Raw genomic sequence first — 14,188 nt, forward strand, 5'->3', positions numbered from 1 at the left:
CTATAAATGGGGTGGAACTATGGACGGTACTTTGACTTTTTTTGTTATACTCGCACTGTTTATTATATTACTAGTACTCGGAATGCACATAGGAACGGTGTTAATTATTTCCGGGATAGCAGGTATTATATTATTAGACGGCTTTGCCTCTTTTCCAGCAGTTATACAAGATTCTAGTTTTTATAGCATCGCAACTTATTCATTAACGACAATCCCTTTATTTATCTTAATGGCTCAGTTTATTGTTCGAGCGAAGATAATTGGGCTTTTATATCAACTTGTGTTTCGGTTATCAAAAGAAAGAGGGAGTGTATTGGGAGCTTTCACTATGCTTTTAGGTGGATTTCTTGGAGCTTTATCCGGATCTCCTACAGCCATTAGTGCTGCTTTGGCTCAAATTTCTCTTCCAGAACTCAGAAAACATGGATTTAATAAATATTTTGGGGCAGCGACTGTAGCGATGGCAGGTTCTTTATCCACGATTATTCCACCATCTATTATTTTGATTGTATATGGTGCAGCTACACAAACTTCTATTGGCGAACTATTTATCGCGATGACTGTCCCCGTTTTTATAGTTGTGATACTTTTATTTATTTCCATCTTCGTGCTTTTCCATTTCACATCCAATGATGATGCAGAAGAGGTTAAAGAAGAATATTCCCAACTAGGCGAAAGTATAGAGCCTGAAGTAGAAGCCAATGTAAAGAATTATGTAATTTCAGTGGGAAGTTTAGTGATCATCATCGCAGCTATTTTTCTAGGTATCTTTTTTGGAATCTTCACACCGACAGAAGCAGGCGCGGTTGGAGCATTTTTAAGCTTAATCATGGTAGCTCTTTTAAAGCGTATTAGTCTTAGTTTCTTTAAAGAAGCTATCGAAGGAACTATTAACATTACCGCAATGGTGCTATTCATTATCCTCGGTGCAAGTATATTTGGAAAATTTGTTACTTTAACTCTTGTACCAACACATATTATTAATTGGATTGATCCTTTGCTTGATACTCCTATTTTATTGATGTTAGTTTTGCTTACTATTTACTTCTTTTTGTTTATGATCATAGAAGGCACAGCAGTTATTTTAATTACGGTCAGTATCTCTCTTCCTATTGTGACAGAAGCAGGATTTGATCCCATTATATTTGGTGTATTACTGACAATTGTTTGTGCTGCTGGATTACTGACACCACCTGTAGGGTTAAGCGTTTACAGCGTGGCGGGGGTAGCGAAACTTCCTGTACAAAAAGTATTTTATTACGGAACTATTTATGCATTGATCATTACTGTATTCGTCATTCCAATCTTGCTATGGTTTCCTGAACTTGTTACCTGGTTACCGAATAGGATGTAAATTATTTTTAAGAGTAAAAGGGGTGAAGTGATTGGAAACAAAATACAAGCAGCCTAAGATATTAACAATCGGCATGTATATAAGTGGAGCGAGTATTCTATTTATGATGCTTTTGACAGTCGTAGATATTATACTGAAAAATATATTTGAAGTGTCTATTTCGGGAAGTTATTTATATGTTCAAAATTATTTAATGCCGCTCGCCTTTTTTTGCGGCATGCCCTACGCATTCTTCTCTGGTATTTTCCCGCGACTTGATATGTTTGTAAGTAAATGGAAAATAACGAATCGCCTGAAAATAATTGTTATTATCTTGATTGTTGAAATAGCAGCCTATATTGCAATAACAATTTATAGCTTTTTATACGGCATCCGAGGATGGACGACCAATATAACTTTTTTGGCAGGAGTGAACAGTTATCCGCTTTATCCCATGTTTTTTCTAGTAACTATAGCATTTGGTTTATTGTCGTTTTACTTGATTAGAATGGTAAAACAAATGATTCAAACAAATGGGGAGTATACATTTTTTGCAGAATATGAAGAGTGAAAAAGAAATACTAATAAAAAGGAAAAGAATTAACCTGCATTTAAACGGAGAGGTGATGCTTAAATGTTACTGGACTTAAAAAATGAAACAGCTTTTATTACAGGGGGAGCGGGAAATCTTGGTAAAAGTATGGCTCTTGCTCTCGCAAGATCAGGGGCTAACGTTGTAATATGTGGAATTGAAAGTGAAGAAAAAATAACAATGTTACATGAGGAATTTAAGAAAGAAAATCTTTCTATGACGTTTGAATACCTTGATGTTTCTGATATTCAACAAATTGAAACAGTCGTAAATAAATATGAGGATATTGGAATTTTGATCAACTGTGCAGGTATTAACGTTCGTAAACCAATGGTAGATATTAATGAACAGGATTGGAATAAAGTTATCGACATTAATTTAAAAGGAAGTTTCTTCACTTCTAAGTTTGTCGCCATTCAAATGCTGAAAAGAAAAAAAGGGAAAATTATTAATATGGGTTCTTTAACCAGTGGAATTGCGCTTCCCGATATGGGCCCTTATTGTGCCTCTAAAGGTGGAATCAATCAACTTACAAAAGCCATGGCTCTCGAATGGGCTCCATATATCCAGGTGAATACGATCGCTCCAGGCTATTTTAATACAGAACTAACAGAAGTCTTATTTAAAGATGAGGAGTGGAAAAATAAAACTCTTTCACGTATACCTGCTGGAAGAACTGGTTATCCGGAAGATTTAGATGGTCTTGCCGTTTTCTTATCGTCAGGAGCTTCAGACTATATCACAGGTCAGACGATTTATGTGGATGGTGGATGGACAGCTTCATAAAGTAAAGGAGACTACTAAATGAAAGCAATTTTAAGATCACAAGTGCCTGGTCAAATTCAACTGACAGAAAAAGAAATGCCGATTTTGTCAGAAGACGAAGTGTTAATAGAGGTAGCTTATTGTGGAGTTTGCGGAAGTGATATCCATGCTGTTAAACAATCCAAAGGATACGAACATGTCAAACAGAGTACAATATTAGGACATGAAATTTCAGGGAAAGTAGTAAAAATCCATGGTGAATACAATCAGAAACTGCTTAATAAAAAAGTGATTGTAGAATCTATGCATTATTGTGGAGAGTGTGAAAATTGTAAATTAAATCGACATTCTATTTGTTCTAAAATTAAGGTTATGGGTCTGCATTTGAATGGCGGCATGGCTCAGTATGCAAAAGTAAAGGCATTGTATGTGCAGGAAATAGAAGAAGAGTTACCAATGGATATTGCTTCTCTCATTGAACCGATGGCTATCGCGGTTCATGCAGTGAAAAAATTACATGGTTTAGAAAAAGGGAAAAAAGTTCTTGTTCAAGGGCCGGGTATAATAGGTTTTTTTACAAGCATTGTATGTGCTCATAAGAAAGCAGATGTTATTTTATCAGGTTTGGAAAGTGATTATACGCATCGTTTAGCTAAAGCGTCAGGTTTTGGTATAAAACCTCATATTGCAGATAAAGAAGAGCTGGATATAAAAGTTGATTATATTTTTGAGTGTTCTGGTTCATCTGCTGCTTTAAAAAGTGGCTATCAACATCTAAAAAAAGGTGGAAGTGTGGTAGTGGTTGCGCTCTATGAACAAGAAACCACTTTATTTTTAACAGACCTGGTCCGTAATGAATGGCCTTTGATTGCAAGTTATGGTTGTGATCCAGAAGACTATAATGATGCTGGTAAAATATTGATTCACTATAAAGATGTTTTACGGAATATGGTTTCTTTTTTTCCGCTGGGCGAAGCGGAAGAAGCCTTTGAAAAAAGCATGACTCAAAAAGTATTAAAAGCCGTTTTATGTAATTGAATAAAGCTGTTATATCGATCTGCAATTGAGGGAATACAATATTTGCATAAACAAAGAATAATAAAGAGATGAAAATCACAAAATGTTTAATTACCTCGCATCATCCAGCAACTGTAGATATTTCGAACGTACTGGCTGATTTGTAGAATCTTTGTTTTACACGTTGTTAATCGATCATCTTGAGAAGAAAATGTTATTCGGATACAGTGTGCAGCTTGAACTCTATGAGATACTAAGGCAGCTGTAGTGAAGTAACAAAGAAAACTAAGAGATATACTAAATCGACAATTGTCTGAATCAGCTGATCATTGGGATGAAAGATATTAAATGTGTGGACACAGTTCACTTTCATCTTAATTTCGTAGAGTAAAATAAGAATGAATTAAATGACACCTTCAGAGTAAGATAGATATAAGTAGATGGGCTCATACATGTAGATGAATATAAATACTTGAATTAAAAATGGACTGTAATGAAAAGCAGTCCATTTTTCCCGATCAATTTGATGAATATAACTAGAAATTCCTAAGTGCTATTATATTAGATTTTATTTAGTTTGGTTAAAGGTTGAAGAGTTATATAGAAATAAATAATAACGTTTTTATTGTTAGAAGATTACTCTATTTACAAATAATTATTGATGATGTTTAACTTCTCCTTAAGCTGCCTAAAGTTGTTTTTTCAAACTATATATTCTATAGTAGCAAATAAGAACTACTACATATAAGGGGCACTAATGAGATGAAAACGCGTCTAAAGCAAATTATTCAACAGTTATTAACATCCGATGATCTACAAACAAGCACTGAGATTGCGACTAATTTGCAAGTTAGTTCAAAAACGATTCAAAATCATATAAAAGAATTGAATCTGCTGTTAAATGATGATATTGCCTATATTGAATCCTATCGTGGAAAAGGATACCGAATTAATATCATAAGTGATGATAAGTTCAAACATTTTTTGCGAGATGTTATCCAGGAAAATAATCACGTTGTACCAACGGAACCAGAAGATCGCATACAATTTTTGCTGGAAAAGCTTTTACTGCAGTCTTCATACATCAAGATGGATATCCTGGCGGAAGAACTGTTTATTAGTCGATCAACCTTGCAAGGTGATTTGAAAAGTATTCGAAAAACTCTGGAAATTTATGACTTATTTCTTGATCAGAAACCAAATCATGGAATTAAAGTCTACGGAGAAGAAATGAAAATGCGTTTTTTTATCTCCGAACATATATTTAATCAGAAGCCGAAAATGGTGGAGCCATCAGCGGAGTGTTTAGAAATATTGCCAAAGAAAGAAATAGAATGGATTCGAAATAGTATTATTTCTAAATTAAGGAAATATAAAACGGTTATCAATGATATTAGTCTACATAACTTAATCACGCATCTCGCGATTGCCTGCAGGCGTATTCGGGAGGAGAAAGTGATCGAAATCTATCAAGAAGAGCTCAATAAGATCACTGATACGAAAGAATATGCGATAGCAAAAGAAATAGTAGAAGAAATAGAACAAAAACTAAAAGTATCTTTTTCTATAAATGAGACCGCTTACTTATCTATTCATTTACAAGGCTCCAAAAAAGTATACTCTGAATTAGAAATAGAAGAAGTCAACTCTATTCTGGATGATGATATCCAACAATTAACTAGAAATATTCTTGATCGAATAGATAAGGCTTACTCATTAAATCTTTATAATGATAAAGAATTAATATTAAATTTGAGCTTACACTTAAAACCGGCAATTAGCAGACATACTTACCAAATGAACCATAGAAATCCAATGTTAGAGGAAATTAAAAATAAATATCCCTTTTCTTTTGAAGCCGCACTCACTGGAGCTGAAGTTATTAGAGAGGAATTAGGGATGTCTATTGATGAGAGTGAAATTGGTTATATGGCCCTTCATTTAGAGGCTGCATTGGAAAGGCAAAAGCAGAGTAGTAAAGACAAAAAACGCTGTATAATTGTTTGTGCTTCTGGATTAGGAACATCACAATTACTTTTAATTAAGTTAAAAGATCGATTTTATGATGAGTTAGATATTTTAGGAACAACAGAGTATTATAATTTAGACAGCCAACCAATTCATGATTTAGACTTTGTTATCAGCACGATCCCGATTCCTGAAACATTACCTATTCCAGTTATTCAAGTAAGCACATTGCTTGGTGATCAGGATGTAGATAAAATTAAAAAATTGATTCATAACGATATCGATATTGTGATGAAATATATGTGGGAACAATTCACATACTTACAAATGGATTTTTCCACAAAGGAAGAAGTTATTCAATTTTTAGGTGATCAATTGATAGAAGCGGGGAAGGTGAATACTGACTTTGTCAGTTCTGTTTTAGAGCGTGAAAGTTATTCATCTACTAGTTTTGGTAATTTGGTTGCTATTCCACATCCAATGGAACCACAAACAAATGATACATTTTGGTCCATTGTCACATTGAAAAAGCCAATTCAATGGGGGAATAAACCTGTGCAAATTGTCTGCTTACTCAATATTAATAAACAAAAACAAATGATGGATGATTTAAAACCAATGTATGATGTATTAATGAAATTGCTGGATAATCGTTTCTTACTGCAAAAATTGTTACAGAGTAAAACCTTTGCTGAATTTACACGATCGTTAAACAAGGCTTAAAACAGATGCAGGTTCATCCTGTATCTGTTTTTTTATGTCTAGTATTTAATTTCCTTTGGCAATGGAAAAACGTCCTCTACAGTTGATGGCGCTTTCATAATAGAATGAAATTGNCAAGGCTTAAAACAGATGCAGGTTCATCCTGTATCTGTTTTTTTATGTCTAGTATTTAATTTCCTTTGGCAATGGAAAAACGTCCTCTACAGTTGATGGCGCTTTCATAATAGAATGAAATTGCAGCAAAGATAATGGTGATTTAGAACATCACCATAAAGATTCTTTCTACTGGTATTAAGAAACTGTTGTTTTAATAGAGACAATTTGCAACAGAAGTATGGAGTCTTAATAAGTAAATACAATGGAGGAATGCAAAATGGAAAAAGTCTTAATTATTTGTGCAGGTGGGATGTCATCTTCTTTAATGGCCAAGAAAACGACAAACTTTCTAAAAGAAAAAGGCCATGATATTGAAGTAGATGCTACTTCGGCTAATGAAGGCAGCAAAATGGTTAAATCAAGTGATTTTGCGTTATTTCTAATAAGTCCTCAAACAAAAATGTACTACAAAAGCCTTAAAGAAACAGGAGACCGTGCTGGTAAACCCGTAGTAAATATTCCACCACAAATGTATGTCCCTATTCCTATGGGTATTGAAAAATTAGGGAATTTAATCCTAGAAGAGCTTCAAAAATAATAATTGTTTATAAAAATAAGGCAGCGTTTCCAATGGCATTAATTGGGAAAATAAAAATGCTGCCTTGTGAATTTTTAATCATTTAATGTATTTTTAGCAGCTCCATTTTAGATGTTAAGAAAGGAAGAATGAAAAGAGATGGAACAAGAACAAATTCAAGGCGTGGCTTTTGAAATAATCCTGCATAGTGGATCTTCAAGAACACTTATACACGAAGCATTCGAAATGATGAGAAATAATAAATTCAAAGATGCTGTAAATACGTTAGACGAGGCCAATGAAAAAATATTATTAGGGCATCAATCTCAAACAGATTTGATGACACAATATTCGTCTGGAGAACACATCAATATAGATATAATAATGGTTCATGCACAGGATCATTTAATGACCACGATGACATTAAGAGAAGTTGCGCTGGAAATGTTACATCTATATAAAAAACTCGAAGAGAAATAAATGAGGGATCTGAATATGAAAAATAACGAAAGGGCAATAGAAAGAAATCGAAAAGAGTTCAGCATGAAAGCTATGTACTTTAATCGGTACTTATTAATTAGATATGTTACTGCATTATTCTTTTTTACAAATTTATACTGGCTGATTTTATTATTAATGAGCAGTTCATCACTATATTTTATCCCATTGTTCATACTTATAGCTTCGTTGTTTCATATTGCTGAACTAGTAAAGGCATACAGTGAACATATAAATAATGCTAAAAAAACAAGATATTTCTTTTTAATATTATTTTGGACAAATATCCTCTTATTATTACCGACTTTTTTTTCATCGTCTTTCACTCAATTATATCCATTTCTTACAGATGAAATAAATTCCAGGATACTGATTTTAAGCATTTTGGTTATCGGGATATTATTAAGTTTATTTATTCTCAATCGTTTATCCCAAATTAGAAATAATGAAGATAAGCATTATAAACGGATTAAAAAATATGAAAAGGCTATTAATTTATAGGAGAAGGGAAGATTACCCGTGGGATCAGAAAGCAAATTATTCGCTTTTATGGAAAAATATTTATTGGGCCCGATGAACAAAGTCGCTTCCTTACGTTTTGTTCGTGCAATAATGGCTGCAGGGATGGCTACTATTCCATTTGTCATTGTCGGTTCAATGTTTTTGGTATTTAATGTGCTTCCTCAGACATTTCCATTCTTAGAAGGAGTTTTTAATAGTACATTCTTTAGAGTCAGTGACTTATATATGCTGGCAAACCAAGCAACAATGGGCATACTAGCTTTATATTTTGGCCTTGTTCTTGGCTATGAATATACAAAAATATATGCCGAAGAAGAAGAATTAAATCTAAATCCTTTAAATGGTGCTTTATTATCCATGTTTGCTTTTTTTATGACTATTCCTCAATTGGTTCTATCTGATGGAGAAATGTCTTTAGTAAATCAAATTAATGATGAAAATACCATTGTTTATGGATGGGGAATGGTCGAAGGTGGTGTGAGCCGTTTAGGGTCTTCGGGCATATTCACGGCAATCATTATGGCAGTAGTATCTGTACAATTGTATAGATTGTGTGTAAAACGAAATTGGATTATACGAATGCCGGAAGCAGTACCGGAAGGTGTAGCTAGAGCATTTACCGCATTAGTTCCAACATTTATTGTTGCGTTTGCTGTTTTATTAATTAACGGTACTTTAGTGGCGCTGGGCACGGATATATTTCAAATAGTATCTATCCCTTTTAGTTTTGTTGTGTATTTAACAGATAGCTGGTTAGGTATTCTGGTTATTTACTTCCTTATTCATGCTCTATGGATTGTTGGTATCCATGGATCAAATATTATTTATTTAGGCTTTTTAACGCCAATCATTCTTGCGAATTTAGAATCTAATATAGGTGGAGCAACAATGCCTTTGGCAGGAGAATTTAATAACGCTTTCGCAATAGTAGGCGGTTCTGGGGCAACATTGGGTTTGGTTATATTCCTTGCGTTTTTAGCTAAATCAAAACAATTAAGTGTGTTAGGAAAAGCATCTCTTGCTCCTGGTATATTTAATATTAATGAGCCATTAATATTTGGATTACCGATTGTTTATAATCCATTTTTAGCTATCCCGTTCTTTATAGCACCGATGGTTTCAGCATCCATCGCTTATTGGGCGATTAATCTCGGAATGGTTGCGCCAATCATTGCACAGATGCCTTGGCCTACTCCGCTTGGTGCAGGTGCTTTTATTAGTACAGGTGGAGCGTTTACGGCAGTAATTCTCGCAGTGGTTTGTGCTCTTGTAGCATTTTTAATTTGGCTGCCATTTATTAAATTGTACGATCAAAAGCTGGTGAAACAGGAAAATGGTGAAGAGTCAATAATGTAATCCAAATCTATAAGCAGTTTGCCATAAAGAATATGGCTGTTCTAATCAATCCAAGATCTGTTTATTGTTACCAATAAACAGATCTCAAAAAGAATAAAGTAGAGTTACAGAAAAGTATCAGGGCTTTCGCAAATTTCTGGGATGGCTTTTACATGCTATTATTTTGAGATTTAAGGAAGTCCTCCTTTTTTTCTTTTACGGCTGAGATTGTTTAATTAATCTATTTAGGAGGCTATCTATGATACACGAAACAGCACGTCCTTTTCCCGAAGATTTTTTATGGGGAGCCGCTTCGGCTTCTTATCAAATAGAAGGAGCCTGGAAAGAAGATGGAAAAGGACTCTCTATATGGGATGAATTTGTTCGGATTCCAGGAAAAACATACAAAGGTACAAACGGTGACGTCGCTGTCGGTCATTACCATCACTGGAAAGAAGATGTTGCGTTAATGGCTGAAATGGGGATGAAAACGTATCGTTTTTCAATAGCTTGGGCTCGTATTTTTCCGGAAGGCTCTGGAAAACCAAATGAAAAAGGTCTGGCTTTTTATGATCAGTTAATTGATGAATTACTGAAATATGAAATAGAGCCAATTGTTACGGTTTATCATTGGGATCTGCCTAAGGCTTTGCAGGATAAGTATGGTGGCTGGGCGTCCAGAGAAATTATAGAAGATTTTCTTCATTATAGCGAGACGCTTTTTAAGCAGTATGGGGACCGAGTCAAACACTGGGTCACGCTGAATGAACAGAATATCTTTATTAATTTAGGATACCAGCTTGCTCTTCATCCTCCGGGAGAAAAAGATACTAAAGTGATGTACCAGGCGAATCACATAGCAAGCCTTGCCAACGCAAAGGCAATCGCTGCATTTCGTAAGATTGTTCCAAATGGAAAGATAGGACCTAGTTTTGCCTTAGTTCCTGCGTATCCAGCGACATCAAAACCAGAAGACATTATCGCTGCCGATAATGCAGAAGAATTCGTAAATCATTGGTGGATGGATGTATATGTATTTGGCACGTATCCGAAGATGGCTTTTGAATATTTACAGTCTAAAGGACTGGCACCGGATATAGAGCCAGGAGATGAAGCTATTCTTAAAGCAGGCTCTCCTGATTTTATGGGTGTTAATTACTATAAAACCCAGACCTATGAAAGTAATCCTTTAAACGGCGTAGGGTCCGGAGGTTTTAATACGACTGGCAAGAAAGGTACTACTCCGGAAACCGGTTGGCCTGGTTTGTATAAAACGGTTCGTAATGAAAACCTGGAAGCTACTAACTGGGACTGGGAAATTGATCCTGTGGGGCTTCGTATTGGCATGAGGCGGATTAGAGACCGCTATAATCTTCCAATCTTGATCAGTGAAAATGGACTTGGTGAATTTGATAAGCTCGAAGAAGATGGTAGGATTCACGATCAGTACCGCATTGATTATATTAAAAGTCATATTGAAGAAATCCAACAGGCCATCACAGATGGTGTTGATGTTATTGGTTATTGTGTTTGGTCTTTTACAGATCTTCTAAGCTGGCTGAACGGTTATCAAAAGCGCTACGGCTTTGTATATGTAGATCGGGACGAAGAGAGCGAAAAAGAGTTAAAAAGATATAAAAAAGATAGTTTTTTCTGGTATAAAGATGTAATTGCTAATAACGGCCAGTCTCTTTAATAAAAAACTTGTTCTAATTGAATTTTGAACCATAGTATATACAATGTAAAAAAATCTCAAAACGCTACATGATGATCCCAGTATTGTACTGGGATCATTTCAAGTTGTAAAAGACCAAAAAGATAGCATTAGTTTTTATCATGTATTGTTGATTCGTACTTTTAAAATGTGTTTATTAAAAAAATTCTACTATAGACTGTTTATCTAGAGTAAGGTTCAGAAATGGGGTCCATCATTATAAATTCGCAGGTTTAACATTACTTCAATAAAATTTCCCTCTACAATTAAAACAAAATCAGATTTTTCATATATTTCACATGTGAATAAAGTGAATTCTAAAATATTAAAACTAACGTCTGCGTCTATTGCGTTCCTAAAAGTAGAACTTTTAGGAACGTTAAAATAGGATTGAGATGAATTGTTATGAACGACCGCAAAAGGTTTAAATCCCCTTACGGTCGTTTTTTATTTTCTCTAAACGTTTAGGAATGAAAAAGCGTATACTTTTTAAAGGGATATTCTGCTGCTTTAGAGTTATACCGCAATCGGGACGTACGGAACAAAACTTTTTTTGAAATGAAAGTGGGGGTTCACTTTGTTGATTACTGTATTTCTTATAGTGCTCGCCATTGGATTGGCTGTTCATTTTAAGTCAGAGCCCTTGAAAATTATTTACTCGGGTACAGGGCTGCTTACAGCTGGAGCGATATATTTCATTGTAGGTGTCATTATACTTTCAAATATGAATTTTGCGGATGGATCATACAGGTTGGAGCAAATATTTATAATGTCTTTTATAAGTGCAGCTATTATCATACCAGCGGGAATTATCATAAACGCCATCGGTTTTGTTTTACGTCAGAAAAGGAAACGTCATTAAAAAATAAAGTTACGGCTAGTGTAGCTGCCAGTAAAGAAGCTGAAAAAACATGTAAAGGCATAGTAACGCTGATGCTTGCGGAGATACTACTGAAGATTGGTTTAAAAAAAGAAAAAATACTACAACCCGACTGTTTATAACGTTAAGCGTATTACCGTTATGTAAAGACAAACAAAGCATTAGACTAAAATGTCTATGCTTTGTTTTTAACTATTTATGGAAAATATGTAGATTGAACTAAAGGTACTTATTAACCAGAGCGGACATCGTAAAACGGGGCCGCTCTTCATTCCAAATCCTCTTCTAAGAGGGCACAATTTGCTCTAACGCTTCTTTGACGTCTCGATAGGTCTCGATATCATCTACAGCACTGCCAAGGTTTATTATCGTACGTGCCATGTCTGGACGAACTCCTGTGATAACAGTGCGAATACCAAGCAGATGCAATGTGTTCGTAATCGCTAACAAGCGGGAAGCGACATACGAATCAAACTGATGGATGCCTGAAAAATCAATAATCAGGATAGTGATATTGCTTTCTACGATTTCCGGTATCACACTTTGGATAATATGATCAGCGCGTTCTTCATTTAAAGAGCCCACAACCGGCAGTATAGATACGTCTTTTTTCACTGGTACAACGGGTGCCGAAAGCAACAGCAGTTCTTCCTCCAGCTTTTGCAGGTTTAATTGGTATTGGTTATTGAAATATTCTGTAGAATTTTTTATAGATTGATCGAAAATATCACTCATCCGGCGCATGAAATAAAAGGCATCCCCTAAGATTCCTACGCCATGCTTTTGAAATTCTTCTTCAATTTCTTTTACTACGTTTAAGCGGAATTGAGAAAGGAGCATGACAATATAGGTCAAGTTATATCCCTGCTCACTCAATACGTCCGCGGGGTCGTAATCCAGGTTGGCAGCGGTCGTTGAATGCTGTTCATCAAGTTCCTCTTTGATCTTTAGAAACAAGTTATGGAGTAAATCGTGGTGCAGGTCATATTCTCGTTGTGAGAGCTCGTGCTGAAGGTTCTGAGATGTAGTGGTGACAATACGGCCAATCGCTTGGTCGATGTTGTGAAAAAAATGGTCATATAGTTCTGTACCGATGTAGGCCATGGAATCCCCCTCTTTCTTCTACTTTTCACGGTATTAATTATTTTTAAACCTCGATAAAGAATCTCCTCAGGCCTGCCTGTGGGACGGATACCGCATTCTATTGATACAATAAGTGCTGCAGGCTGGAAAAGCCTATATAGCTGAAGGAGGAGTCATACAATGACACGTTTACAAGATAAAGTAGCGATTGTAACCGGAGCAGCCGGAGGTATTGGTTTAGGAACGGCTAAACTTTTTGCCGAACAAGGAGCAAAAGTTATCGCAGCAGATGTTCAATTCGATCTGTTAACAGAAGAAGCAGCAAAGATTCAGAAGCAGGGAGGCGACATTACGCCTCTTTATTTAGATACTGCTTCGGAAGACAGCTGGAAAGAAGTCGTGGAGAAAACGATAACGATTTACGGTCGTATTGATATCCTCGTAAACAACGCAGGCATTCATCTGCCAAATAAGATATTGGAAACATCATTGGATGAGTGGCACCAGGTCATGAATATAAATGGGACAGGCTATTTCCTGGGGATGCGCGAGGTGATTCCGGAAATGCAAAAAGGTGGCCGGGGATCTATTATTAATATAGCATCGATTTCCGCATTAACAGCGGCCGGAGCAGCCGGGGGAAATGGAACAGCATACAGTGCCTCAAAGGGCGCCGTGCGTTCTTTAACCAAACACGTAGCTGCTCATTTTGCAGAAGAACATATTCGTGCCAACAGCATTTTCCCCGGTCCTATTAAAACACCAATTATGGGAAAGAGGCAGGCAACGATTGAGGAAGATAACAAAGATGTCGTTCCACTTCCGCCGCACTATGGAGAAGCAAGTGACATTGCCTATGCTGCTCTCTATTACGCTTCCGAAGAATCCCGCTTTGTCACCGGAGATGAAACGGTAATTGATGGAGGATCCGTTCTATAGTTTGTATCAAAAGACCCTCGCACTGAACTGACCTAGCGAAATGAGACACTAATAAAACACCTTCTTAGGCTGCCTTTCTCCCATATTCCATGGGAGAAAGGTAGTCTAATTTTTGTTGAATTCGTTCTTCGTTATAATGATGTAGA

12 protein-coding genes are annotated in these 14,188 nt (G+C 35.7%); 11 read left to right on the plus strand and 1 reads right to left on the minus strand.

What is annotated here, in order from left to right; translation table 11 throughout:
- The first annotated feature begins 19 nt into the window (after positions 1-19).
- From AC5W14_RS15660 to AC5W14_RS15705, 10 genes are all read left to right on the plus strand, one after another.
- Entirely contained in the window at positions 20-1,354 is a 1,335-nt protein-coding gene (locus AC5W14_RS15660; protein WP_496194959.1) for a TRAP transporter large permease, read from the plus strand.
- A gap of 31 nt (positions 1,355-1,385) precedes the next feature.
- Positions 1,386-1,904 carry a TRAP transporter small permease gene (locus tag AC5W14_RS15665; RefSeq protein ID WP_496058880.1) on the plus strand — a complete coding sequence of 173 codons (519 nt, stop codon included), beginning with the start codon at positions 1,386-1,388 and terminating at the stop codon, positions 1,902-1,904.
- 63 nt (positions 1,905-1,967) lie between these two features.
- Positions 1,968-2,711, plus strand: a complete 744-nt coding sequence (locus tag AC5W14_RS15670; RefSeq protein ID WP_496058879.1) for an SDR family NAD(P)-dependent oxidoreductase — start codon at positions 1,968-1,970, stop codon at positions 2,709-2,711.
- An 18-nt stretch (positions 2,712-2,729) separates the two neighbouring features.
- Positions 2,730-3,728: a zinc-dependent alcohol dehydrogenase gene (locus AC5W14_RS15675; protein ID WP_496058878.1), complete on the plus strand. Its 999-nt coding sequence runs from the start codon at positions 2,730-2,732 to the stop codon at positions 3,726-3,728.
- Between the two features lie 741 nt (positions 3,729-4,469).
- Positions 4,470-6,398: a BglG family transcription antiterminator gene (locus tag AC5W14_RS15680; RefSeq protein ID WP_496058877.1), complete on the plus strand. Its 1,929-nt coding sequence runs from the start codon at positions 4,470-4,472 to the stop codon at positions 6,396-6,398.
- Between the two features lie 373 nt (positions 6,399-6,771).
- Complete coding sequence (locus AC5W14_RS15685; protein WP_496058876.1) at positions 6,772-7,092, plus strand: PTS cellobiose transporter subunit IIB; 321 nt, start codon at positions 6,772-6,774, stop codon at positions 7,090-7,092.
- Positions 7,093-7,230: 138 nt separating this feature from the next.
- Positions 7,231-7,551, plus strand: a complete 321-nt coding sequence (locus tag AC5W14_RS15690) for a PTS cellobiose transporter subunit IIA (protein ID WP_496058875.1) — start codon at positions 7,231-7,233, stop codon at positions 7,549-7,551.
- 15 nt (positions 7,552-7,566) lie between these two features.
- Positions 7,567-8,070 (plus strand): hypothetical protein, encoded by a 504-nt coding sequence (locus AC5W14_RS15695; RefSeq protein WP_496058874.1) that lies wholly within the window; start codon positions 7,567-7,569, stop codon positions 8,068-8,070.
- Positions 8,071-8,088: 18 nt separating this feature from the next.
- Complete coding sequence (celB, locus tag AC5W14_RS15700) at positions 8,089-9,447, plus strand: PTS cellobiose transporter subunit IIC (RefSeq protein WP_496058873.1); 1,359 nt, start codon at positions 8,089-8,091, stop codon at positions 9,445-9,447.
- Positions 9,448-9,685: 238 nt separating this feature from the next.
- Positions 9,686-11,122, plus strand: a complete 1,437-nt coding sequence (locus AC5W14_RS15705) for a glycoside hydrolase family 1 protein (RefSeq protein WP_496058872.1) — start codon at positions 9,686-9,688, stop codon at positions 11,120-11,122.
- 1,183 nt (positions 11,123-12,305) lie between these two features.
- On the opposite strand, the gene AC5W14_RS15710 is transcribed toward AC5W14_RS15705, so the two are convergent.
- Positions 12,306-13,124, minus strand: coding sequence for an STAS domain-containing protein (locus AC5W14_RS15710; protein WP_496058871.1), 819 nt, complete (start codon positions 13,122-13,124; stop codon positions 12,306-12,308).
- A gap of 159 nt (positions 13,125-13,283) precedes the next feature.
- Here AC5W14_RS15710 and AC5W14_RS15715 point away from each other — a divergent pair, with 159 nt between their 5' ends.
- Positions 13,284-14,042: an SDR family NAD(P)-dependent oxidoreductase gene (locus tag AC5W14_RS15715; RefSeq protein ID WP_496194960.1), complete on the plus strand. Its 759-nt coding sequence runs from the start codon at positions 13,284-13,286 to the stop codon at positions 14,040-14,042.
- The last annotated feature ends 146 nt before the right edge of the window (positions 14,043-14,188 follow it).

It is taken from the genome of Sinobaca sp. TMA16-18 (assembly GCF_059510535.1).

Excerpts from the sequence above, each read along its gene's own strand:
- AC5W14_RS15680 (WP_496058877.1), top strand. The coding sequence starts at position 4,470 with ATGAAAACGCGTCTAAAGCAAATTATTCAACAGTTATTAACATCCGAT.
- AC5W14_RS15685 (WP_496058876.1), top strand. The coding sequence starts at position 6,772 with ATGGAAAAAGTCTTAATTATTTGTGCAGGTGGGATGTCATCTTCTTTA.
- AC5W14_RS15670 (WP_496058879.1), top strand. The coding sequence starts at position 1,968 with ATGTTACTGGACTTAAAAAATGAAACAGCTTTTATTACAGGGGGAGCG.
- AC5W14_RS15695 (WP_496058874.1), top strand. The coding sequence starts at position 7,567 with ATGAAAAATAACGAAAGGGCAATAGAAAGAAATCGAAAAGAGTTCAGC.
- AC5W14_RS15710 (WP_496058871.1), bottom strand. The coding sequence starts at position 13,124 with ATGGCCTACATCGGTACAGAACTATATGACCATTTTTTTCACAACATC.
- AC5W14_RS15690 (WP_496058875.1), top strand. The coding sequence starts at position 7,231 with ATGGAACAAGAACAAATTCAAGGCGTGGCTTTTGAAATAATCCTGCAT.
- AC5W14_RS15675 (WP_496058878.1), top strand. The coding sequence starts at position 2,730 with ATGAAAGCAATTTTAAGATCACAAGTGCCTGGTCAAATTCAACTGACA.
- AC5W14_RS15660 (WP_496194959.1), top strand. The coding sequence starts at position 20 with ATGGACGGTACTTTGACTTTTTTTGTTATACTCGCACTGTTTATTATA.
- AC5W14_RS15715 (WP_496194960.1), top strand. The coding sequence starts at position 13,284 with ATGACACGTTTACAAGATAAAGTAGCGATTGTAACCGGAGCAGCCGGA.
- AC5W14_RS15705 (WP_496058872.1), top strand. The coding sequence starts at position 9,686 with ATGATACACGAAACAGCACGTCCTTTTCCCGAAGATTTTTTATGGGGA.